This is a genomic window from Pseudomonas sp. R32 (assembly GCF_009866705.1).
In the GTDB taxonomy this organism is placed as follows: Bacteria; Pseudomonadota; Gammaproteobacteria; order Pseudomonadales; family Pseudomonadaceae; genus Aquipseudomonas; species Aquipseudomonas donghuensis.
Map to the genome: position 1 here is coordinate 2,721,943 of NZ_CP019396.1, position 21,674 is coordinate 2,743,616.

At 63.8% G+C, this 21,674-nt stretch carries 17 protein-coding genes; 5 read left to right on the top strand and 12 right to left on the bottom strand.

Annotated features, from left to right (window positions below):
- Nucleotides 1–75: 75 nt before the first annotated feature.
- The 7 genes from PspR32_RS12920 to PspR32_RS12950 form a co-directional block, all read right to left on the bottom strand.
- On the bottom strand, nt 76–1,467 hold the full coding sequence (locus PspR32_RS12920; protein ID WP_159388634.1) for a sigma-54 interaction domain-containing protein: 1,392 nt from the start codon (nt 1,465–1,467) through the stop codon (nt 76–78).
- Between the two features lie 30 nt (nt 1,468–1,497).
- Nucleotides 1,498–2,520, bottom strand: a complete 1,023-nt coding sequence (locus tag PspR32_RS12925; protein ID WP_159388635.1) for an ABC transporter permease — start codon at nt 2,518–2,520, stop codon at nt 1,498–1,500.
- On the bottom strand, nt 2,520–3,578 hold the full coding sequence (locus PspR32_RS12930) for a microcin C ABC transporter permease YejB (protein WP_010226516.1): 1,059 nt from the start codon (nt 3,576–3,578) through the stop codon (nt 2,520–2,522). Before PspR32_RS12930 ends, PspR32_RS12925 begins: the two co-directional genes overlap by 1 nt.
- Nucleotides 3,575–5,407: an extracellular solute-binding protein gene (locus tag PspR32_RS12935; RefSeq protein ID WP_232531886.1), complete on the bottom strand. Its 1,833-nt coding sequence runs from the start codon at nt 5,405–5,407 to the stop codon at nt 3,575–3,577. The genes PspR32_RS12930 and PspR32_RS12935 overlap by 4 nt, the downstream gene beginning before the upstream one ends.
- 116 nt (nt 5,408–5,523) lie before the next feature.
- Entirely contained in the window at nt 5,524–5,805 is a 282-nt protein-coding gene (locus PspR32_RS12940; protein WP_010226518.1) for a peptidylprolyl isomerase, read from the bottom strand.
- A gap of 111 nt (nt 5,806–5,916) precedes the next feature.
- Nucleotides 5,917–6,978: a 3-deoxy-7-phosphoheptulonate synthase gene (locus PspR32_RS12945; protein WP_159388636.1), complete on the bottom strand. Its 1,062-nt coding sequence runs from the start codon at nt 6,976–6,978 to the stop codon at nt 5,917–5,919.
- Between the two features lie 548 nt (nt 6,979–7,526).
- Nucleotides 7,527–8,192, bottom strand: coding sequence for a response regulator transcription factor (locus PspR32_RS12950; protein ID WP_010226520.1), 666 nt, complete (start codon nt 8,190–8,192; stop codon nt 7,527–7,529).
- A gap of 162 nt (nt 8,193–8,354) precedes the next feature.
- Here PspR32_RS12950 and PspR32_RS12955 point away from each other — a divergent pair, with 162 nt between their 5' ends.
- Nucleotides 8,355–8,981 carry a response regulator transcription factor gene (locus PspR32_RS12955; RefSeq protein ID WP_010226522.1) on the top strand — a complete coding sequence of 209 codons (627 nt, stop codon included), beginning with the start codon at nt 8,355–8,357 and terminating at the stop codon, nt 8,979–8,981.
- Here PspR32_RS12955 and PspR32_RS12960 read toward each other — a convergent pair.
- Nucleotides 8,978–9,616 carry a pentapeptide repeat-containing protein gene (locus PspR32_RS12960; protein WP_010226524.1) on the bottom strand — a complete coding sequence of 213 codons (639 nt, stop codon included), beginning with the start codon at nt 9,614–9,616 and terminating at the stop codon, nt 8,978–8,980. The genes PspR32_RS12955 and PspR32_RS12960 overlap by 4 nt on opposite strands.
- 111 nt (nt 9,617–9,727) lie before the next feature.
- The gene (exaA, locus tag PspR32_RS12965; RefSeq protein ID WP_026001516.1) at nt 9,728–11,599 is read right to left on the bottom strand and encodes a quinoprotein ethanol dehydrogenase; all 1,872 of its coding nucleotides are present in this window, start codon (nt 11,597–11,599) and stop codon (nt 9,728–9,730) included.
- 260 nt (nt 11,600–11,859) lie between these two features.
- Between exaA and pedF the strand changes: the two genes are divergently transcribed.
- Nucleotides 11,860–12,297 (top strand): cytochrome c-550 PedF, encoded by a 438-nt coding sequence (pedF, locus tag PspR32_RS12970; protein WP_010226528.1) that lies wholly within the window; start codon nt 11,860–11,862, stop codon nt 12,295–12,297.
- An 84-nt stretch (nt 12,298–12,381) separates the two neighbouring features.
- Here the strand turns inward: pedF and PspR32_RS12975 are convergent, their stop codons facing one another.
- Both PspR32_RS12975 and PspR32_RS12980 read right to left on the bottom strand, forming a co-directional pair.
- On the bottom strand, nt 12,382–13,533 hold the full coding sequence (locus tag PspR32_RS12975) for an acyl-CoA dehydrogenase family protein (protein ID WP_159388637.1): 1,152 nt from the start codon (nt 13,531–13,533) through the stop codon (nt 12,382–12,384).
- Between the two features lie 16 nt (nt 13,534–13,549).
- On the bottom strand, nt 13,550–14,620 hold the full coding sequence (locus PspR32_RS12980; protein ID WP_036995660.1) for an enoyl-CoA hydratase/isomerase family protein: 1,071 nt from the start codon (nt 14,618–14,620) through the stop codon (nt 13,550–13,552).
- Nucleotides 14,621–14,971: 351 nt separating this feature from the next.
- Here PspR32_RS12980 and PspR32_RS12985 point away from each other — a divergent pair, with 351 nt between their 5' ends.
- From PspR32_RS12985 to PspR32_RS12995, 3 genes are all read left to right on the top strand, one after another.
- Nucleotides 14,972–16,153, top strand: coding sequence for a porin (locus PspR32_RS12985; RefSeq protein ID WP_010226532.1), 1,182 nt, complete (start codon nt 14,972–14,974; stop codon nt 16,151–16,153).
- 786 nt (nt 16,154–16,939) lie between these two features.
- Nucleotides 16,940–18,103, top strand: a complete 1,164-nt coding sequence (gene nosP, locus PspR32_RS12990; protein ID WP_010220471.1) for a nitric oxide-sensing protein NosP — start codon at nt 16,940–16,942, stop codon at nt 18,101–18,103.
- On the top strand, nt 18,033–20,612 hold the full coding sequence (locus tag PspR32_RS12995) for a hybrid sensor histidine kinase/response regulator (protein WP_036995655.1): 2,580 nt from the start codon (nt 18,033–18,035) through the stop codon (nt 20,610–20,612). The genes nosP and PspR32_RS12995 overlap by 71 nt, the downstream gene beginning before the upstream one ends.
- Here the strand turns inward: PspR32_RS12995 and PspR32_RS13000 are convergent.
- Nucleotides 20,590–21,597 (bottom strand): aldo/keto reductase, encoded by a 1,008-nt coding sequence (locus PspR32_RS13000; RefSeq protein WP_036995654.1) that lies wholly within the window; start codon nt 21,595–21,597, stop codon nt 20,590–20,592. The two genes, PspR32_RS12995 and PspR32_RS13000, sit on opposite strands and share 23 nt — an antisense overlap.
- Between the last annotated feature and the right edge of the window lie 77 nt (nt 21,598–21,674).

A 21,674-nucleotide genomic window follows, 5' to 3' on the forward strand; every position in this document is an offset into this window, starting at 1 on the left:
CTACGCCTTGCATCGCCGGCAAGGCCGGCTCCCATGGGGAGAGGTGTTCGTCTCTATATGGAGACACAATTCTATTTAATGAGATTTTATGCCCAGCGCCAGCAACTTCTTGTACAACGTCGAGCGCCCCAACCCCAGCTGCCGCGCGGCCTCCGGCACATTCCCGGCACAGCGCGCCAGGGTGTTCTCCAGCAGCTGGCGCTCAAAATCGGCACAGGCCTGCTTGTAGCTCAGCGGTGGCAGCTGGACCTGCAGCGGCGCCAGGTCGCCCAACGCCGCCTGTACATCACCCACGCTCAAGCGCGGCTGATCCGCCAGCAAGGTCGCCCGCTCCAGCACATTGCGCAGCTCGCGGATATTGCCCGGCCAGGCATGCCGGGCCAGCAGTGCCTGGGCCGGGTCCTCCAGTTCGTGCTGGCTGCCCAGTTCTTCAAGAATCGCCTCGCTCAAGGCCGGCAGGTCGTCCAGCCGCTCACGCAACGGCGGCACCTGGATCGGCAGCACATTGAGCCGGTAGTACAGGTCGGCACGAAACTCGCCACGGGCCATCGCCGCCTGCAGGTCCGTGGACGTCGCGGCAATGATCCGCACATCGCTGTGGATCATCTGGTTGGAACCGACCGGCTCGTACTCCTTCTCCTGCAACACGCGCAGCAGTTTGCTCTGCAGTGGCAAGGGCATGTCGCCGATCTCGTCGAGAAACAGCGTGCCGCCCTCGGCAATCTGCAACTTGCCCGGGCGGCCCTTGCGCTCGGCGCCGGTAAAGGCGCCCGGGGCGGTGCCGAAAAATTCGGCTTCAAGCAGGGTCTCGGGGATTGCCGCGCTGTTGATGCTGACAAACGCTTTGTGCGCCCGCGCCGAGGCCGCGTGGATGGCATGGGCCAGCAGCTCTTTGCCGGTGCCGGTTTCACCCAGTAGCAACACCGGCGAATCACTGCTGGCGCCACGCCGGGCGCGGCGCTTGACCTCAAGGCTGGCGGCGCTGGTGCCGATGAACTGGGCAAAGCTGTACTTGGCCTGGCGGGCGCGCAGCAACGAGCGGGTCGAGGCCAGCTCCTGCTGCATGCTGGCGTAGCGCTTGAGCAGCGGCGAAAGGCTGCGCAATTCGTCGAACAGGGCAAAACCGATGGCACCGATCAGCTTGCCGCTGCTGTCGTGCACCGGCAGGCGCATCACCACCAGCGGCTCTTTCGGGGTGTCGAGCATGTCCAGCAGGATCGGCCGACCGTTGCTCACCACCTCGCGCATCAAGCTGCCGGGGATGACACTCTCGCACGGTTGGCCGATCGCACTGCTGGCGTCGTCCAGGCCAAAGCGCCGGGCATAGCGCTCGTTCATCCAGACGATGCGCGCATCACGGTCGACGATGATCGTGCCTTCGCTGGACTGCTCGATGATTTCGAACAGCGAACGAATCGCCAACAGGCGCACCTGCTGGTAGTCCTTGAGGCTGTCACTGTCCTGCATGCGCCGCTCCGCCGGGGGTAAAGGCTGCGATTATGCCCGTGGATCGAAGGCTTCGCGCAAGGCATCGCCAATGAACACCAGCAGCGACAGGATCAGCGCCAGGGCAAAAAACGCGGTAAAGCCCAGCCAGGGGGCCTGCAGGTGTTGTTTGCCCTGGGTGACCAGCTCGCCCAGCGAAGCGCTGCCGGCGGGCATACCGAAGCCGAGAAAATCCAGGGCGGTGAGGGTGGTGATGGCACCGGTGAGAATGAACGGCAGGTAGGTCAGGGTGGCATTCATGGCGTTGGGCAAAATGTGCCGCAGGATCACCCCGCGGTCCGGCAGGCCCAGGGCGCGGGCGGCCAGCACGTACTCGAGGTTGCGCCCACGGAGGAACTCGGCGCGCACCACATCCACCAGCGCCAGCCAGGAAAACAGCGCCATGATCCCCAGCAACCACCAGAAGTTCGGCTCGACAAAACCGCTGAGGATGATCAGCAGGTACAACACCGGCAGGCCCGACCAGACCTCCAGCAGGCGCTGGCCGATCAGGTCGACCCAACCGCCGTGATAGCCCTGCAAGGCGCCGGCGGCGATGCCGATCAGCGTGCTGATGGCGGTCAGCGCCAGGGCAAACAGAATCGACACCCGGGTGCCATACAGTACTCGCGCCAGCACATCCCGGGCCTGGTCGTCGGTACCCAGCCAATTGACCGTGGACGGGGGGCTGGGCGTGGGTACCAGCAAATCGTAGTTCGGCGTATCGGCGCTAAAGGGCACCGGTGCAAACAGCATCCAGCCGTTCTGGCCCTCGATCAGTTGGCGTACGTACTGGCTGCGGTAATCCGCCTGGAACGGCAACTGACCGCCAAACTGTTGCTCGGTATAGCGCTTGAACGCCGGGAAATACAGCTGCCCCTGATAACCCAGCAGCAACGGCTTGTCGTTGGCCACCAGCTCCGCCCCCAGGCTCACCAGCAACAGCAGGCCGAACAGCCACAACGAAATCCAGCCGCGACGGTTGCGCCGAAAACGCTGCAGGCGCCTGAGTGAAACCGGCGACAGGCGAAGCATCAGCGTGCCCTCGTGGCAAAATCGATACGCGGGTCGACCAGGGTGTAGCACAGGTCACCGATCAGCCGTACCAGCAGGCCAAACAGGGTGAAGATGAACAGTGAACCGAACACCACCGGATAATCCCGCGACACCGCCGCCTCGTAGCTCATGCGCCCCAGGCCATCGAGGGAGAAGATCACCTCGATCAGCAGGGAGCCGGCAAAGAACACGCTGATCAGGGCCTGGGGGATGCCGGCCACCACCAGCAGGATGGCATTGCGAAACACGTGCCCGTACAGCACTCGCTGCTCGCTCAGGCCCTTGGCCCGTGCGGTGATCACGTATTGGCGGGTGATCTCGTTGAGAAAGGCGTTCTTGGTCAGCAGGGTCAGGGTGGCAAAGCCGCCGATCACCAGCGCGCCGACCGGCAGCACCAGGTGCCAGAAGTAGTCGGCGAGCTTGCCCAGCAGGCTGAGCTGGTCGAAGTCTTCCGAGACCAGCCCGCGCACCGGAAACCAGTTCAGCGAAGTGCCGCCAGCGAACAGCACGATCAGCAGCAGGGCGAACAGGAACGAGGGCAGGGCGTAGCCGATGACGATCAGGCTGCTGCTCCAGGCATCGAAGGCGCTGCCGTGGCGCACCGCCTTGCGAATCCCCAAGGGGATCGACACCAGGTAGGTGATCAGGGTGGCCCAGAAGCCCAGCGACAAGGTCACCGGCATCTTCTCCAGAATCAGATCGGTGACCTTGGCACCGCGAAAGAAGCTGGCGCCGAAGTCCAGCCGGGCGTATTGCGTGAGCATCAGCCATAAGCGCTCGGGCGCCGACTTGTCGAAGCCGTACTGGCGCTTGATGTCTTCCAGCAGTTTGGGGTCCAGGCCGCGGCTGGCGCGTGAGCTGGTGTGCAGGGTTTCGGCGCTGGCCCCGGGCGCACCGCCGCCGATCCCCTGCAGGCGTGCAACCGCCTGCTCGACCGGGCCGCCCGGCGCGGCCTGGACGATGACGAAATTGACCAGCAGGATGATCAACAAGGTCGGGATGATCAGCAGCAGACGGCGCAGGATGTAGCCGATCACGGCGGGCTCCCCAGGCGCTCGGCCATCTGTGCGTTGGTCAGCGGCGTCGGGCTGACTTCCCACCAGCTGTCCAGGCCTTCGTCGTAGCTCGGCTGCACCTCGGGCAGGCCGAAGCGGTTCCACCAGACGGTGGATGAGCCAGGTGGGTAATAGTTGGGAATCCAGTAGTAGTTCCAGCTCAGCACCCGGTCCAGGGCATGGGCATGACGCAGCATGTCAGCCTTGCTCGCCGCCTTGACCAGGCCGTCGAGCAGACGGTCCACGGCCGGGTCCTGCAAGACCATGTAGTTGTTCGAGCCAGGGTCGCTGGCCGCCGCCGAGCCAAAATAGTTGTACAGCTCAAGCCCGGGCGACGGTGATACCGGATAGCCGCTGACGATCAGGTCATAGTCGCGGGCCATCAGGCGGTTGACGTACTGCGAGGCGTCGATACGGCGGATTTCCAGGATGATGCCGATCTGCGCCAGGTTGCGCTTCCACGGCAGCAGCAGGCGTTCGAAACCGGCCTGGCCATTGAGGAAGGTGAACGTCAGCGGTTCACCCTGGGCGTTGACCAGTTGATCGCCCTGGGGTTTCCAGCCAGCCGCCTCGAGCAGTGCCAGCGCTTGCAGTTGCTTGTCGCGAATCAGCCCCGAGCCGTCGGTGCGCGGCGCTTCGAACACCTGGTTGAAGACCTCGTCGGGCACCTGCCCGCGCAACGGTTCGAGCAACTTGAGCTCCTGCACATCGGGCACGCTGCGCGCCGCCAGGTCACTGTTGGCGAAAAAGCTCTGCTGGCGAATGTACAGGTTGCGCATCATCTGCCGGTTGCTCCACTCGAAGTCCCACAGCAGGGCCAGCGCCTGACGCACCCGACGGTCCTTGAACACCGGCCGCTGCAGGTTGAAGACAAAACCCTGGGCGGTCTGCGGTGCATCCTTGGCCAGGTGTGCGCGCTGCAGGCGGCCATCGTCCAGCGCCGGGCTGGCGTAGCCGAGGGTATAGGCGGTGGCGGAGAACTCGCGGTTGTAATCGAAACCGCCGCCGCGCAGCACCTGACGCGCCACCTCGGTGTCGCCGAAGTACTCGATGCGCAACTGGTCGAAGTTGTAGCGGCCACGGTTGACCGGCAGGTCGCGGGCCCACCAGCTTTTGTCGCGCTCGAAGGTGATGCTGCGGCCGTTGTCGACCCGGCCGACCTTGTACGGGCCGCTGCCCAGCGGTGCTTCGAAGCCTGCGCCATTGGCAAAGTCGCGGTCTTTCCACCAGTGTTCGGGCAGTACCGGCAAGGTCGCCAGGTCCAGGGCCAGGGTACGGTTCTGGTTGCTTTTGAAGTGGAAGATGATCTGCCGCGGGTTTTCTACCTTGACCCCATCAACGTCGGCGAACTGGGTACGGTACCTGAGATTGCCCGCATGCATGAACAGCTCGAAGGTGTAGCGCACATCCTCGGCGCGGATCGGCTGGCCATCGGCAAAGCGCGCTCGTGGGTCAAGATAGAAGCGCAGCCAGTGCCCGTCGGGATCGCGCTCAAGCTTTTGCGCCACCAGCCCATACACCGTGTAGGGCTCGTCCTGCGAGCGCACGGCCAGCGGCGAGTACAGCCAACCATCTACCTCGGCAACGCCGATGCCCTTGTCGATATAGGGAATGAGGTGGTCGAACTGGCCGATCTCGATGGCCGAGCGGCGCAGGCTTCCGCCTTTGGGCGCGTCGGGGTTGGCGTAGCTGAAGTGCTGGAAGCCAGCCGGGTAGCGTGGCGCTTCATCATAGACGGTCAAGGCGTGACCAGGGGCTGACGTGGCAGCGCACGACCAGGCAAGGGCCAGGCCGAAGATCAACAACAGCAAGGGGAAGGGAGCAATTCGCAAGCGCCTGACCACCTGAACCACGACTGTGGCTGAAGCTTAGCAGGTCACCTGGGCAAACAAACCGGCCCTGGGGGGGCCGGTTTGTACAGCAGCGATCAGTCCTGACGGCTGGTCACTTCCAGCAGGTGATAACCGAACTGGGTCTTCACCGGGCCTTGCACGGTGTTGACCGGTGCGCTGAACACCACGGTATCGAACTCCTTGACCATCTGGCCCGGGCCGAACGAGCCCAGGTCACCGCCCTGGCGGCTGGACGGGCAGGTGGAGTTGGCCTTGGCGATCTCGGCGAAATCGGCGCCGGCTTCGATCTGGGCTTTCAGTTCATTGCACTTGTCTTCGGTGGCAACCAGGATGTGACGGGCAGTGGCTTTGGCCATGGGAGTGGCTCCTTGGGGTAAAACCCCAAGCCTAACGCAAATGCGGTGCCGCCGCACCACCGACGGCCTGGAGTGGGAGCGGATGAATCCGCTCCTACCGTTGTGGGCGGCTCACAAGCGCTCGGCCGCCTCACGCAGCAAGCGTTCGGTCGAATCCCAGCCCAGGCAACCATCGGTAATCGACACACCGTACTTGAGCGGTTGCGCGCCCAGCGCCTGGCAGCCATCGAACAAGTGACTTTCAAGCATCATGCCGACCAGCGAGGTGTCGCCCTGCAGGCGCTGCTCGAGCACTTCGTTGAACACCGCCGGTTGGCGCAATGGGTCCTTGCCGCTGTTGGCATGGCTGCAATCGACCATGATCCGCGGCGACACACCGGCCTTGGCCAGGCCCTGACGGGCCAGGGCGAGGCTTTGGCGGTCGTAGTTCGGGCCCTTGTTGCCGCCGCGCAGCACCAGGTGGGTGTCAGGGTTGCCCAGGGTTTCGACAATCGCCGGGTAGCCTTGCACGTCCATGCCGAAATGCCGATGGCTGTGCGCGGCGCTGCGGATCGCATCGCAGGCAATGCCAACGCCGCCGTCGGTGCCGTTCTTGAAGCCGACCGGCAGGCCCAGGCCGCTGACCATCTCGCGGTGAATCTGCGATTCGGTGGTGCGTGCGCCAATCGCCGCCCAGCTCAGCAGGTCATCGAAGTAACCGGCGGCCATGGGTTGCAGCAGCTCGGTGGCAACCGGCAGGCCGCGCTCGAGCATGGCCAGCATCAGGCCGCGGGACAAGGCGATGCCGCCGTGCATGTCGTCGCTGCCATCGAGGTGCGGATCGTAGGCCAGGCCTTTCCAGCCGACGGTGGTGCGCGGCTTTTCGACGTAGGCGCGCATTACCAGGAGCATCTGGTCGCTGACGTCGATGGCCAGGCGCGCCAAGCGCTGGGCGTATTCGCGGGCCGAACGGGGGTCATGGAGCGAGCAGGGGCCAACGATCACCAGCAGGCGTTGATCTTCGCCATCGAGAATGGCACGTACGGCCTGGCGATGGGCTTCGACCTGGGCGGTGAGGGCAGGGGTAAGCGGCATTTGCTGCTTGAGCAGCAGCGGGCTCGGCAGGCGTTGGCTGACGGCGCTGTTGGCAGCAGTGGGTTCGGACAGTGGCAGAGCGAGGTTGGACGATTGCATGTTCTGGTTCCCTGGGCGGATGGCGGGGTCTGGCCCGCGCTGTCGGCCCTATCGAGGTGTTCGACAGATGGCCGGATTGGCGTCATGTGTGTGCGTGCCACCAACAAGTGACCGATCGGAGGCGGCAGGCTGGCCCGAACGGGATTGGCTAAATCGCCAGGCGCTAAAGCTTGGGTAAGGGTGGTAGGTGACGTAGTTCATGTACTGTTCCTCAATGTGATTCGCTAGTTGCCGGGGGCCTGAAACGCAAAACCCCCGGTCGGGGAGCCGACCGGGGGTTGAGTATTCTCGTGTTCGGCGGCCCCTTGAGTGTGGGCGCCGGTGTGGGTATCAGCGGCGCCTGTGGCTAAACCAATACCCAAAATAAAATCGAGCCGGTGAGGCCGTCGCGCACTCGACAGCCGCCACAGGGCGCGACAAGCGACCGGTGCTGCAAGCGTGAGTGAGGGGTGTGTGCGACATGTGACTCTCCAGTTGATGTTCCCGAGCTTACTTCAGGCGTTACCGTGGTTTCAATGGCTAATTTGCATGAATGCGATATGCCAGGGCTATCGCCGCAGGTAGGCGGTGAAGTCGATGTCGCCGGCACTGAGGATCGCCTGCACGCGGTTGTGCACATTGAGCTTGCGCAGAATCGCCGACACGTGAGCCTTGACCGTGGTTTCGGCGATGTCGAGGTTGTAGGCGATCTGCTTGTTCGACTCGCCCTTGGTCATGCGTTCGAGCACCAGCAATTGCTTGCGGGTCAGGGCCTGCAGCAGTTCCGGGGCAAAGCCCTGGTGTTCGCCCTGGCTGCGCCGGTGGCTGCTCTTCTGGGTGCGGATGATGTCTGGCGGCAGGTAGACGTTGCCGTTGAGGATCTGCTCGATGGCCTCGGTCATCTGCGAGCGCGGCGAGGATTTGGTGATAAAGCCGACGGCGCCGTAAGTGATGGCCTGCAGTACCACCTGTTTGTCCTGTTCGGCCGAAACGATCACCACCGGGATGGTCGGTGCCTCGTTGCGCAGGTTGATCAGCCCGCCCAGGCCGTGCATGCCGGGCATGTTCAGGTCGAGCAGGATCAGGTCGAGGTCATCGTGATCGCCGGTGATCGCCAGGGCACTGTCGAGGTCGGCGGTTTCCATCACCTCGCTGCCGGGAAAGCCATCGCTGATGACATTGTGGATGGCCTCGCGAAACAACGGGTGGTCGTCGGCGATCAGAATCTTGTACATGGCTTTGCACCTTATTGTTGTGGTTGTGCTGCACCCCTTCATTACAGGCCAGGTGCAACGCTTTGGGAATGCGACCATCGACAAGTAAAACAGTACCAAAGTAGTAGTCGAGCGCCCAGGCGTGCGTTCTAGCATGGGATAAAACTGCAGGAGCACCACGCCATGGCCATTTTGCTGGTCGACGATCACCCCATGCTGCGCCTGGGGCTGGCCGCTACGCTGCAACAGGGCCTGGACGGCATGCCGATCATCGAAGCGGCCAGTGGTGAAGAGGCCCTGCACAAGGTTGGCGAGCAGTTGCCGGGGCTGGTGCTGATGGACTTCGGCCTGCCCGGCATCAGCGGCCTGGAAACCACCCGGCGCCTGCGCCAGCGCTGGCCGCAGCTGCGCGTGCTGTTTTTCAGCGAGCATAGTGATCTTGGCCTGGTACGTCAGGCCATGGCGGCGGGCGCCTGTGGCTTTCTGTCCAAGGCGGCGGGGCCTGCGGTGTTGCTTGAAGCGGTACGCCGGGTGCTGTCCGGGCATGCCTACATCGAGCAGGCGCTGGCCACCGACCTGGCCTGCCAGGGGGGCAGTACGCGCCTGCAAGGCTTGAGCCTGCGCGAAACCGAAATTTTCCTGATGCTGGCCAAGGGCATGCCGACCCGGCTGATCGCCGAGCAGTTGTGCATCAGCGCCAAGACCGTATCCAACTGCCTGACCCTGCTCAAAAGCAAATTGCAGGTCGCCTCACACGCCGAAATGGTGCACCTGGCGATTGAGGCGGGCCTGCTGCGTATCGCCGCTTAGTCCCAGGTTTTCGGGCAACCCTGGCAACCTTCCATGTTGCTGTCCTGAAAGTTGGCGTAATGCTGGCGGCTGCCGCGCAGGTCGGCCTGCTCCAGATTGCTTTCGCCGAACTTGGCTTCTTGCAGGTTGGCATCGGCAAGGTTGGCGCCCTTGAGGTCGGCCTTGCTCAACCAGGTCATTTCCAGGTCGGCGGCCTGCAGCTTGCTGCGGTGCAGTTTGGCCCCGGAGAGGCGGGCGAATTCCAGGTAGGCGGCGCTCAAGTCGGCGTTCTCGAAGTTGGCGCCCTGGGCGAACATGCCCCAGGCCTGTACCGCAACCAGCTTGGCGTCGCGCAGGTCGGCCAGGCGCAGGTTGCTTTGCTGCAGGCTCGCGCGGGTGAGGTTGGCGCCTTGCAATTGGGCTTTTTCCAGGTTGGCCAGGTCCAGGCGCGCATGGCGCAGGTTCGCCCCGCGCAGGTCGGCACCGGCCAGGTTCATCTTGCGCAGGTCCTGGTTGCTGAGGTCGGCATTGCGCAGGTTGGCATTGGGGCATTGGCTTTCCTGGGCGATGGTGCAGCCGTTGATGGTCAAGGGCGTGTCGTCGTCGGCGAGGGCAGGGGTGCAGGCCAGGGTGAGCAGTAGCGGGAGGTATTTCATGGGGATCTCCTGGGGCTGGGCGATAGCAATCGCTGGCAAGCCAGCTCCCACAGGGTTTGGTATGCACCGATCCACTGTGGGAGCCGGCCTTGCCGGCGAGAGGGCGTCAAATCAGCGCTGGGCCGTCTTGGTGTCCCAGGCGGGGATCTTGAACACCCAGAACGAGCCACCCTGGGCCACCGGCTTGGTCAGCTCGGCCATGTCGCCGCCCCACAACGGCACCGCGCCGCCGTAGCCGACGGTCACGCCGATGTATTGCTCACCGTCTTGTTCCCAGGTGATCGGCGGCGAGACGATGCCGCTGCCGGTCTGGAATTTCCACAGCTCCTCCCCGGTCTTGGCATTGAAGGCCTTGAAGTAGCCGTCACCGGTACCGGTGAACACCAGGTTGCCCTTGGTCGCCAGTACCCCGGCCCACAGCGGCAGGCGTTCCTTGTGCTCCCAGACCATCTTGCCGGTGGTCGGGTCCATGGCGCGCAGCGAGCCGACGTGGTCCTCGTACATGCGCTTGATGCGAAAACCCATGCCCAGGTAGGCCGAGCCCTTCTTGTAGTTGACCTCCTCGGTCCAGTATTCCTCTTTCCACTGGTTCGACGGCACATAGAACAGGCCGGTGTCCTGGCTGTAGGCCATGGGGTTCCAGTTCTTGCCACCGAGGAACGGCGGTGACACTTCCACCGGCTTGCCCTTGGTCTGCCCTGGCTCGGGCTTGGCCGGGCGCTGGCCGGGGTTTTCTACCGGGCGGCCGGTCTTGAGGTCGATATGGCTGGCCCAGGTGATGTTGTCGGCGAACGGGAAGGCGTTCTTCAGCTTGCCGTTGGTGCGGTCGACCACGTAGAAGAAGCCGTTGCGGTCGGCATGGGCGGTGGCCTTGTACTGCTTGCCGTCCTTGTCCTTGTAGTCGAACAGCACCAGTTCATTGTTGCCGGAGAAGTCCCAGGCGTCATTGGGCGTGTGCTGGTAGAACCACTTGACCTCGCCGGTGCTCGGGTCGACGCCGACCTGGCCGGAGGTGTAAAGGCTGTCGTAGTCGTGCGGGTTGCCGTCTTTGGACGTGCGCGCCCAGGTGTTCCAGGGGCCCGGGTTGCCGGCGCCGACAATGATGGTGTTGGTCTCGGCATCGAAGCTTGCGCTCTGCCACGGGGCGCCGCCGCCATGGCTCCAGGCCTCGACCTTGCCGGACTCGGTGCTCGGGTCGTTCGGCCAGGACGGTGCCTTGACGTCGCCGGTGGGGGTGCTGTCCTTGCCGTTCAGGCGGCCCATGTGGCCTTCGACGAAGGGACGCATCCACACCTCGTCGCCGGTTTCCGGGTCGCGGGCGTACAGCTGGCCGACCACGCCGAACTCGTCGCCGGAGCTGCCGTGAATCAGCAGCACCTTGCCGCTCTTCTGGTCCTTGATCAGGGTCGGGGCGCCGGTCATGGTGTAGCCGGCGCTGTGGTCGCCGAACTTCTTCTTCCACACCACCTTGCCGGTGTCCTTGTTCAGGGCAATGACCTGGGCGTCGAGGGTGCCGAAGTAGATCTTGTCGCCATAGATGGCGGCACCGCGGTTGACCACGTCGCAGCACGGGCGAATGTTGTCCGGCAGGCGATGATTGTAGGTCCACAGGCGCTTGCCGGTCTTGGCATCGAGGGCAAATACCCGCGAGTAGGAGCCGGTGACGTAGATCACCCCGTCATTGACGATGGCCTGGGACTCCTGGCCGCGTTGTTTCTCGTCGCCAAAGGAGTACGACCAAGCCGGTGTCAGCTTGAACACGTTCTGGTCGTTGACCTGGGCCAGCGGGCTCCAGCGCTGGGCATTGGTGCCCATGCCGTACTGCAGCACGTTGCTGGTGCTCTTGTGGTCGTCGGCGATGTCTTCCCAGCTCACCGGTTTCGCCAGGGCATGCGGGGTCAGGGCCAGGCTGCCCAGCAGGAGGACGGTGTGCACGGCGGCAGACAGCGGAGAAAGCGCGGCGGGTAACGATCTTATTGTCATGGTTGGAGTTCCCAATGAAGGTTTTGGCCTGCATAGACTGGAACGCCAAGGGCGCGATCGATACGGAAAAACTCCCGGTCTTAGCGGGAAAACTTCCCAATCCGGGCATGATTTGGCACTGCCCCACAAGCGCTACTACCAAGGGAGGAGGCTGCGACCACCAAAGCAGCATGGGGCCCTTGCCAGGGCCTCCCTAAGATGCCGGCACAACCTTTCAGCCGAGAGGTTCTTGCGTGCAAACAGCAGTCGAGGGCAGAACAATGAAAACAGCAAAACACGCCTGGTTGAGCCTGATCGTCGGTGTCGGCCTGATGAGCAGCGCCGGGGCTTTCGCCCATGGCAACGTCACGCCGACCGCGGTCAATACCGGTAACCTGGAAAAGCTCGGTGATCAGTGGCGCGCAGAAAACCCTTATCGCAACAGCAAGGACCATGACGAGGCGGTGTCGATCGGCGCTTCGGCCTATAACCAGAACTGCGCCGCCTGCCACGGCCTGGAGGCCAAGTCCGGTGGCATCGCCCCGGATTTGCGCTTGCTTGACGAAGGGGCTGCCGGTGATGAGTGGTTCGTCGAGCGGGTGCGCAACGGCGCGGTACGCGATGGCCGGGTGTACATGCCGAAGATGGCCGACTACCTGAGCCAGGAAGCACTATGGGCGGTGCGCAGCTACCTCGACAGCGTGCATGTCGAAGAGTGACTGCAGGAGCGGGCTTGTCCCGCGATGCGATATCACTGTTGAATCGCTATCGCGGGACAAGCCCGCTCCTACAGTAGGTCGTGATTACAGGGTGTAGTGCTTCAACTCCCGCGCAATCAGCATGCGCTGAATCTCGCTGGAGCCTTCGTAGATCTGGGTAATGCGCGCATCGCGGTAATAGCGCTCGACCGGATAATCCTCCAGATACCCATAGCCACCGTGTACCTGAATCGCCTTGGAACACACCCGCTCGGCCATCTCCGAAGCGAACAGCTTGGCCTGTGAAGCCTCGCTCAGGCACGGCTTGCCGGCGCTGCGCAGGCGCGCGGCGTGGAGGATCAACAGCCGCGCGGCGTTGATCTGCACCTGCATGTCGGCCAGCAGGTTGGCGATGCTCTGGTGCTCGTTGATCGGCTTGCCGAACTGGATGCGATCGCGTGAGTACAGCAGCGCCGCCTCGAACGCCGCGCGGGCAATGCCCAGGGCCTGGGCGGCAATGCCGATACGGCCGCCTTCGAGGTTGGACAGGGCAATGGCCAGGCCCTTGCCGCGTTCGCCGAGCATATTGGTGGCGGGGATACGGCAGTTGTTCAGGGTTACCGCGCAGGTGTCGGAGGCGCGGATGCCCATCTTGTGTTCGCTGCGATCGACCACGAAGCCTTCGTTATCGGTGGGCACCAGAAACGCTGAGATGCCTTTTTTGCCCAGCTCCGGGTCGGTCACCGCGAAGACGATGGCAAGCCCGGCGCGGCGGGCATTGCTGACGAACTGCTTGGCGCCATTGATCACCCAGTGATCGCCCTGCAGTTCGGCGCGGGTGCGCAGGTTGTGGGCCTCGGAGCCGGCCTGCGGTTCGGTCAGGCAGAAGCAACCGATCACTTGCCCGCTGGCCAGGCGTTCGAGCCAGGTCTGTTGCTGCTCGGCGCTGCCGTAGGCGAGCAGGGGGCCGCAGCCCACCGAGTTGTGGATGCTCATCAGTGCGCCGGTGGCGCCATCGCCGGCGGCGATCTCCTCGACCGCCAGGGCGTAGGCGACATAGTCGGTGTAGCTGCCGCCCCATTGCTCGGGCACGACCATGCCGAGCAGGCCCAGCTCGCCCATCTTCTGCACCACGCCATCATCGATCCAGCCGGCCTTTTCCCAGGCCTGGGCATGGGGGGCGATCTCGCCGCGGGCGAAATCCCGAGCCATGTCGCGGATCATGATCTGTTCTTCAGTCAGTTCCAGGTCTTGCATCTGCGTACTCCAGGCCTCACAGGCCTTCGAAGAATTGATCCACGCGCTGGCGGTTGAGGCCGGCGAGGGTGGTGGGGTTCCAGCGTGGCTGCTTGTCCTTGTCGATGATCAGTGCGCGCACGCCTTCGATCAGGTCGCCATGCTCGAACCACTGGCGGTCCAGGTGCAGTTCCATGGCGAAGCAGTCTTCCAGGCCCAGGTGGCGGCCACGGCGCAGCATCTCCAGGGTCACGGCCATGGCCAAAGGCGAGCGGCTTTCCAGCAGGTCGGCGGTTTTCACCGCCCATTCGTGGCTGTCGGCCACGGTGACTGCCCGCAATTGCTCTACGATACTGCCGACATCGGCCAGGGCGAAGAAGTGATCGATGGCCGGGCGCAACCTGGCCAATGGCGCGTCTTCGAGCACCTGGGTGCCAAGCTTGGCCAGCACGCTTTGCAGGTCCTTGAGCGGGTGTTCGCCAAAGCTCAGGGTGTCGAGGCGTTCATCGAGGCTGGCCAGCTTGCTGCTGTCCAGGTACCAGTCGGCCAGGCCGCAGTACAGCGCATCGGCCGCCTGCACCTGTACGCCGCTGACCCCCAGGTAGGTGCCCAGCTCGCCAGGAATGCGCGAAAGAAAATAACTGCCGCCGACATCCGGGAAGTAGCCGATGGCGGTTTCCGGCATGGCCAAGCGGCTGCGCTCGGTGACCACGCGCAGATCGGCACCCTGGGCCAGGCCCATGCCGCCGCCGAGGGTGAAGCCGTCCATCAAGGCGAGGATCGGCTTGTGGTAATGGTGGATGCACAGGTCGAGGGCGTATTCCTCGACGAAGAAATCCCGGTGCAGGCTGTCGCCGGCCTTGTAGCTGTCGTACAGCGAACGGATGTCGCCACCGGCGCAGAAACCTTTCGGGCCTTCGCCGCGCAGCACCACGGCCTGCACCTGCGGGTCACTGGCCCAGGCATCCAGGTGGCGTTGCAGGCTGCGCACCATGTCCAGGGTCAGGGCGTTGAGGCCGGCGGGGCGGTTGAGGGTCAAGTGACCGATATGGTTGCGAACCTCGGCCAGTACATGGGCGTCGGTTGGCGCTTGAGCGTGCGCGGTCATCGCTGTCTCCCTGCTTTGTTATTGATTTTCCACGTGTTTTAACACGGTCTGGATAGGCGCTAGAGGATCGAAGGATCCTATCAGTGCAAAATTGCCCAATACAATCCGTAAATCTGCAGGCTGAGTCTGCATTTTTGCATGGCCGATTGCGCCTAACGCACCGGGTCTTGCCACTTTAGCCTTGTGGCACCGGTGGGCAAGGGCTTAGGTCAGAGGAGTAGTTCCGCCTGCGGGGAGCCAGGCCCGCGCCGCCAAAGCAGCACCCGGCCGGTGCCAAGGCAGCGTATGGCTGCCTGGCGAGGGTTTCGATAATCGCCTCCGACATTCGTCCCCCCGTTTGCGGAGAGCGCCATGCACAACAATAACAATGCCAATCGCCGTTTCCTGCCCTTGCTGACCAGCCTTGTCGCCTTGAGTCTGAGCCCCTTGGCCGATGCCGAAATCATGCTCTACGACAAGGAGCAGACGACCTTTTCCACCGACGGCTATATCAACGCCTTCTACGTCAACAGCGACGTCGATCGGGCGGGGGAGCAGTACGACCGTCGACAGTCGCGGGTGAAAATGGGCTTTTTGCCCAACTACCTGGGCTTCAACATGACCCGCCAGGTGGATGACCTCAAGCTCGGTGGCCGCGCCTCGTTCTGGGTGACCATCAATGACAGCGAAACCAACGGCACCGACACCGCCATCGACGTGCGCCAGTTCTACGGCACCGTGGCCAACCCCGAGTGGGGCGAGGTGCTGATCGGCAAGGACTTCGGCCTGTTCGCCCGCTCCAACATCCTCCTTGATGAGCTGCTCGCAGGTTATGGCCAGGTCAGTGACACCCTGGGCCTGGTCGATGGCGGCGGCGTGTCGTTCGGCAACATCGGCAGCGGTTACCCGTACCCGTTCCCGACCTCGCAGATCACTTACCGCACACCGGTGATGGAAGGCCTGCGCATTGCCGTGGGGATCATGGACCCGGTCGATACCAACGACGACAGCGCGGTGGGCAAGGCCTACCAGGAAAACCCGCGTACCGAGAGCGAGATCACCTACCAGTTCGACCTGGGCGGGGTGCAGCTCTACAGCTGGCTCAACGGCACCTACCAGACCTCGGACAACACCGACAGCCGGGTTGATTCGGTCACCTCCAAAGGCCTGGGTTATGGCGTGCAGGCCAAGGTGGGTGGCTTTTCCCTGACCGGCTCGGGTTTTACCGCCAAGGGCATCAACCCGTTTTTCACCAACAACGCCGGTGAGGCCACGTTGCGTGAAGTCGACAGCAAGGGTTATTTGCTGCAGGGCTCGTACAAGGTCGGCAAGAACCGTGTGGCGCTGTCCTACGGCAAGACCAAGGATGACGGCAACGGCGCAGTGAACACCGGCGCCGATTATGAAACCCGCGGTATCGCGCTGTTTCATGACATCAACGACAACCTCAAGCTGGTGGCCGAGTACAACCAGTTCGAGATCGACGGGCATGAGGGCGATGCGCAGAACGAGGATACCGATACCTTTGCCGTGGGGGCGGTGCTGACCTGGTAAACACAAGGCCTGGGAGCACTGCCAAACCTGTGGGAGCCGGGCTTGCCGGCGATCGAGCGCGCAGCGGTCGCAATCCAGGCGCCGCGTTATGTGCAAGCTGGACCGGCCTCATCGCTGGCAAGCCAGCTCCCACAGGTCTTGCACCGACCCTGGGAGCACTGCCAATCCTGTGGGAGCCGGACTTGCCGGCGATCTAGCGCGCAGCGGTCGCAATCCAGGCGCCGCGTTATGTGCAAGCTGGACCGGCCTCATCGCTGGCAAGCCAGCTCCCACAGGTCTTGCACCGACCCTGGGAGCACTGCCAATCCTGTGGGAGCCGGACTTGCCGGTGATCGAGCGCGCAGCGGTCGCAATCCAGGCGCCGCGTTATGTGCAAGCTGGACCGGCCTCATCGCTGGCAAGCCAGCTCCCACAGGTCTTGCACCGACCCTGGGGCCACTGCCAAACCTGTGGGAGCCGGACTTGCCGGCGATCGAGCGCGCAGCGGTCGCAATCCAGGCGCCGCGTTATGTGCAAGCTGGACCGGCCTCATCGCTGGCAAGCCAGCTCCCACAGGTCTTGCACCGACCCTGGGAGCACTGCCAATCCTGTGGGAGCCGGACTTGCCGGCGATCGAGCGCGCAGCGGTCGTAATCCAGACGCCGCGTTATGTGCATGGCAAGCCAGCTCCCACAGGTTCCGTTCTACAACCAATGCCACCCACACCCAGTACCCAAGTAGCATTCGGCCCGCTCCCGAGCCTCCATAAACTGCCTGCATCCATCAATGCCCACCCAGGAGGCAGCCATGCAGCAGTTTCAAGCCGAGGGGGTGATCAGTGCCGTGTCGCGGGCCAGCGCCGCCGAGCTCGCCGCCCAGGAGCTGGCCAGCCAGCTGCTGCACCCGCACCTGGGCTTCGTGCTGTTCTTTTGCTCCGCCGAGTACGATCTGCCGGCCCTGGCCCAGGCCCTGCAACAGAGCTTTGGCGGCATTCGCCTGGCCGGTTGCACCAGCGCCGGCGAACTGACCCCCGACGGCTATGGCCGGGGCTGCATCACCGCCCTGGGCTTCGATCACCGCCAGTTCTCGATTGCCGCCGGACTCATCGACGCCATGCCGGCGTTCAGCCTGATCCAGGCACAAGCCACGGTCGAGCGGCTGGTGGGCGAGTGCCGCAGCAATACCCTGGCACCGATCAAGGGCCACAGCTTTGCCCTGACCTTGCTCGACGGCCTGTCCAGCCGCGAGGAGATGGTCCTGGCGGCGCTCAGTGCGGCGCTGGGCGATATTCCGCATTTTGGCGGCTCGGCAGGCGATGACAATTACCTCAACCACACCCACGTCTATTTCGACGGTGCTTTTCGCAGCGGCGCCGCCGTGGTGTTGCTGGTCAATACCTGGCTGGACTTCGAGGTGTTCACCACCCATCACATCGAACCCCGCACGGAGAAACTGGTGGTCACCCGCGCCGACCGCAACCTGCGCCGGGTCTACGAGCTCAATGCCGAGCCTGCCGCGCTGGAATACGCGCAACTGATCGGTGTGCCGGTCAGCCAGATCAACCACCGTACCTTCGCCGCCCACCCGTTGGCGGTGCGCATCAACGAGCGCTACTACGTACGTGCCATTCAGCAGGTCCACGAGGACCTGAGCCTGAGCTTCTACTGCGCGGTAGAGAACGGCATCGTCCTCACCGCCATGCGTCCCGGCCCCTTGTTGCCCAACCTTGAAGGCCTGTTCGACGGGCTGCGTGAGCGCCTCGGGCCGCTGTTGCTGGCCATCGGCTGCGATTGCTTCCTGCGCCGCCTGGAGCTGGAAGGCAGCGACAGCCTGGCCGAAGTCGGCAGTTTCCTGCGCCGCCAGCGGGTGCTGGGCTTTAACTCCTACGGAGAACAGTTCAATGGCATGCACATCAACCAGACCTTCACCGGCGTTGCCATCGGACGGCCCCGTGGCCAGCGACAGCAGTGACCTGCGCTTGGCCGAGCTGCAGCGGGCCAACCATAAGCTGCTGCGGATCAACGCCGCACTGATCGAACGCCTGGAGTCAGGGGCGGCGCGGCCGGACGATTCCTATGCGGCGTTTCAGCATTCGGTGGTGCTGGCCGAACAGGTGCGTGAACGCACCGATGCCCTGAACCAGACCCTGGTCGAACTCAAGGCCAGCAACCACCTGCTCAGCGATGCGCGCTTGCGCGCCGAGACCGCTCACCAGTACCTGGTCGATGCCATCGAGAGTATTTCCGACGCTTTCGTGCTGTTCGATCCGGACTTGCGCATCGTGCTGTTCAACAGCCGCTTCAAGGCGTTCTGGGCAGGCAGCCGTATCCGCATCATCAGCGGCATGCGCCTGGCCGAGGTCAAGCGCCTGATGCACAGCAGCGGCCTGTTCAGCGAAGAGCAACGCGGCGCCAATGACGATCACCTGCTGTACCGATTGCAAGGCGGACGCTGGCTGCAGGTCAGCGAGCGGGCGACCCGCGACGGCGGGCGGGTGATGCTGTTCACCGATATCACCGAGGTCAAGCACAGCGAAACCCGGCGCCGTGAGCAGGCGGTGGCGCAGAAATCCTATTTGCTGCAACGGGCGGTCGACAACCTTTCCCAGGGCGTGGCCATGGTCAATGCCGATGGCGTGCTGGAACTGTGGAACCGGCGCTTTCTCGAGCTCAGCGGCCTGGCGCCAATCGCTGCGCACCGCAGTTTTGCCGAGGTGATCGCCGACAGCGAATTGGCCCTGCTGACCCCGGCCAGTCGCGACGGCAATGGCCGTTGCGTGCATGAACGGGAACAACGCCTGTTCGATGGCCGCATGCTCGAGATCCGCACCCACCCGCTGCCCACCGGCGGCTTCGTCAACACCTTCACCGACATCACCGAGCGTTACCAGCACGCGCAAGCGCTGAGCGAAAGCGAGCGCTGGATCCGCCTGATCACCGACCATGTTCCGGCCTTGATCGCTTACCTCAATGCCGAGCTGGTCTACGAGTTCACCAACAAGGTGTACGAGCAGTGGTACTGCTGGCCGCCGGGGGTGATGCTTGGGCAGAGCCTGCGCGAGGTGCACAGCCCGGAGCACTATCAGCGCCTGGAGGGCTACATCCAGCGGGCCCTGGCCGGCGAAAGCGTGACGTTCGAATGCGCCGAAACCCATGTCAACGGCCAGGAACGCTACATGCTGCGCTCCTACGTGCCCAATCGCCTGGCCAATGGCGAGGTGGTCGGGATCTTCGTGCTGATCCGCGACATTACCGAGCGCCGGCGCACCGCCGAGGCCTTGCACCAGGCTTACCAGAACCTCGAAGTGCGAGTGCGTGAACGCACCGCCGAACTGAGCAAGGCTAAACAGGAGGCCGAGCAGGCCAACCTGTCGAAGACCAAGTTTCTCGCCGCCGTCAGCCATGACCTGCTGCAACCCTTGAACGCCGCGCGGCTGTTCACCAGCGCTTTGCTCGAACAAAGCAGCGCCAACCCGGCGCTGGTGCGCAACGTCAGCAACTCGCTGGATGATGTCGAGAACCTGCTGGGCACCCTGGTGGACATCTCCAAGCTCGATGCCGGGGTGATCAAGGCAGACCTTGCGACTTTCGCGGTCAGTGACCTGCTCGACAACCTCGCCGCCGAATATGCCCATGCCGCCGCCAGTGAAGGCCTGCGCCTGGACTACGTGCCGTGCCGCCTGAGCGTGCACAGCGATATCCAGTTGTTGGCGCGGATCCTGCGCAACCTGCTCAGCAATGCCATTCGCTATACCCCGCGTGGACGCGTGCTGCTTGGTTGCCGGCGTCGTGGCGCGACGCTGTGGATCGAAGTCTGGGACACCGGCATCGGTATCGCCGAGGACCGCCGTGAGGAAGTCTTCCAGGAGTTCAAGCGTGGTGATATCCAGCGTCCGGACCAGGATCGCGGATTGGGGCTTGGCCTGGCGATCGTCGACAAAATCGCCGGTATTCTCGGTCATCGCCTGCAGTTGCGTTCAGTGCCCGGCAAGGGCTCGGTGTTTGCCATTGGCGTACCGCAAAGCCAACGGGCACCGCAAAGAGCGGTGGAGCCTGACCTCAGTGAGCCGCTGCGCGAACGCCTGGAGGGTGCACGCATCTGGGTGCTGGATAACGACGCGGCGATCTGTGCGGGGATGCGCACCTTGCTGGAGCAGTGGGGGTGCGAGGTGGTAACTGCCTTGAGCGAACAGGACCTGGCGCGTCAGGTGGCGACCGACCGCGCCGACGCCGACCTGTTGATCGCCGACTATCACCTGGACAACGGCCGCAATGGCGTCGATGCGGTGGCGGCGATCAACGCCCAACGGCGTGTGCCGCTGGCCGCGTTGATGATCACCGCCAACTACAGCAACGAGCTCAAGCAGCAAGTGCGCGAGCAGGGCCACACCCTGATGCACAAGCCGGTGCGGCCAATGAGGCTCAAGGCTGCCATCAGCCACCTGCTCGGCAGCGAACTTAGCGCGCCAGGCGCCCGCTGACGAAGTGCGCGGCATCGTTGTAGCCGTGGGTCGAGGCGTGGCCCGGAGTGACCAGCGAATCGATGAAGGCTTCGTCTTCAGCCGTGATCTTCACCGCCAGGGCGCCGCTGTAGGTGTCCCACTGGGCTTCGGTGCGCGGGCCGACAATGGCCGAGCTGATCAGCTGGTTGTTGAGCACCCAGGCAATCGCGAACTCGACCATGCCGATGCCCTTGGCCTGGGTATAGGCCTGGATCTTCTGGGCGATTTCCAGCGATTCGGGCCGCCATTCGGTCTCCAGGATGCGCTTGTCCTGGCGCCCGGCGCGGCTGTTGGCATCGGGGTTGGAATTGGGGCTGTACTTGCCGCTGAGCACGCCACGGGCCAACGGGCTGAACGGCACGATGCCCAGGCCATGGTAAGCGGCGGCGGTGAGCTGCTCGGGCTCGGCCTGGCGGTTGACGATGTTGTACAGCGGCTGGCTGACCACAGGCTTGGCCACGCCCAGGCGCTCGGCCAGGTTACAGATTTCGGCGATGCGCCAGCCACGGAAGTTGGACACGCCCCAGTGGCGGATCTTGCCCTGGCGCAGCAGGTCGCCGATGGCGCTGACGCTGACCTCCAGCGGGGTGCTATGGTCTTCGCGGTGCAGGTAATAGATGTCCAGGTAATCGGTGCCCAGCCGGGTCAGGCTGGCGTCGATGGCATTGAAAATATGCTTGCGGTTCAGGCCGCTGCGGTTGGGCAGGCCCTCGGCGGGGCCGAAGCCGACCTTGGAGGCGAGGATCCAGCCCTGGCGGTTGCGGGCGATGGCCTCGCCGACGATTTCTTCGCTACGCCCGGCGTTGTACACGTCGGCGGTATCGATGAAGTTGATGCCCTGGTCCCAGGCCTTGTCGATGATACGCAGCGAGTCTTCGGTGCTGGTCGGCTCGCCGAACATCATGCTGCCCAGGGTCAGCGCTGACACCTGCAGGCCGCTGTGGCCCAGAGGACGGTAGATCATGATCGAAAGTCCCTTCGCGGTTGGAATTCGATCTGTTTTACACAGTTCGCCGAGGGATTAAAAGCATCGCTGGCAAG

Coding starts and splice junctions, on each gene's coding strand:
- PspR32_RS12920 (WP_159388634.1), bottom strand. CDS start 1,467: ATGCAGGACAGTGACAGCCTCAAGGACTACCAGCAGGTGCGCCTGTTG.
- PspR32_RS12925 (WP_159388635.1), bottom strand. CDS start 2,520: ATGCTTCGCCTGTCGCCGGTTTCACTCAGGCGCCTGCAGCGTTTTCGG.
- PspR32_RS12940 (WP_010226518.1), bottom strand. CDS start 5,805: ATGGCCAAAGCCACTGCCCGTCACATCCTGGTTGCCACCGAAGACAAG.
- PspR32_RS12945 (WP_159388636.1), bottom strand. CDS start 6,978: ATGCAATCGTCCAACCTCGCTCTGCCACTGTCCGAACCCACTGCTGCC.
- PspR32_RS12950 (WP_010226520.1), bottom strand. CDS start 8,192: ATGTACAAGATTCTGATCGCCGACGACCACCCGTTGTTTCGCGAGGCC.
- PspR32_RS12955 (WP_010226522.1), top strand. CDS start 8,355: ATGGCCATTTTGCTGGTCGACGATCACCCCATGCTGCGCCTGGGGCTG.
- PspR32_RS12960 (WP_010226524.1), bottom strand. CDS start 9,616: ATGAAATACCTCCCGCTACTGCTCACCCTGGCCTGCACCCCTGCCCTC.
- exaA (WP_026001516.1), bottom strand. CDS start 11,599: ATGACAATAAGATCGTTACCCGCCGCGCTTTCTCCGCTGTCTGCCGCC.
- pedF (WP_010226528.1), top strand. CDS start 11,860: ATGAAAACAGCAAAACACGCCTGGTTGAGCCTGATCGTCGGTGTCGGC.
- PspR32_RS12975 (WP_159388637.1), bottom strand. CDS start 13,533: ATGCAAGACCTGGAACTGACTGAAGAACAGATCATGATCCGCGACATG.
- PspR32_RS12980 (WP_036995660.1), bottom strand. CDS start 14,620: ATGACCGCGCACGCTCAAGCGCCAACCGACGCCCATGTACTGGCCGAG.
- PspR32_RS12985 (WP_010226532.1), top strand. CDS start 14,972: ATGCACAACAATAACAATGCCAATCGCCGTTTCCTGCCCTTGCTGACC.
- nosP (WP_010220471.1), top strand. CDS start 16,940: ATGCAGCAGTTTCAAGCCGAGGGGGTGATCAGTGCCGTGTCGCGGGCC.
- PspR32_RS12995 (WP_036995655.1), top strand. CDS start 18,033: ATGGCATGCACATCAACCAGACCTTCACCGGCGTTGCCATCGGACGGC.
- PspR32_RS13000 (WP_036995654.1), bottom strand. CDS start 21,597: ATGATCTACCGTCCTCTGGGCCACAGCGGCCTGCAGGTGTCAGCGCTG.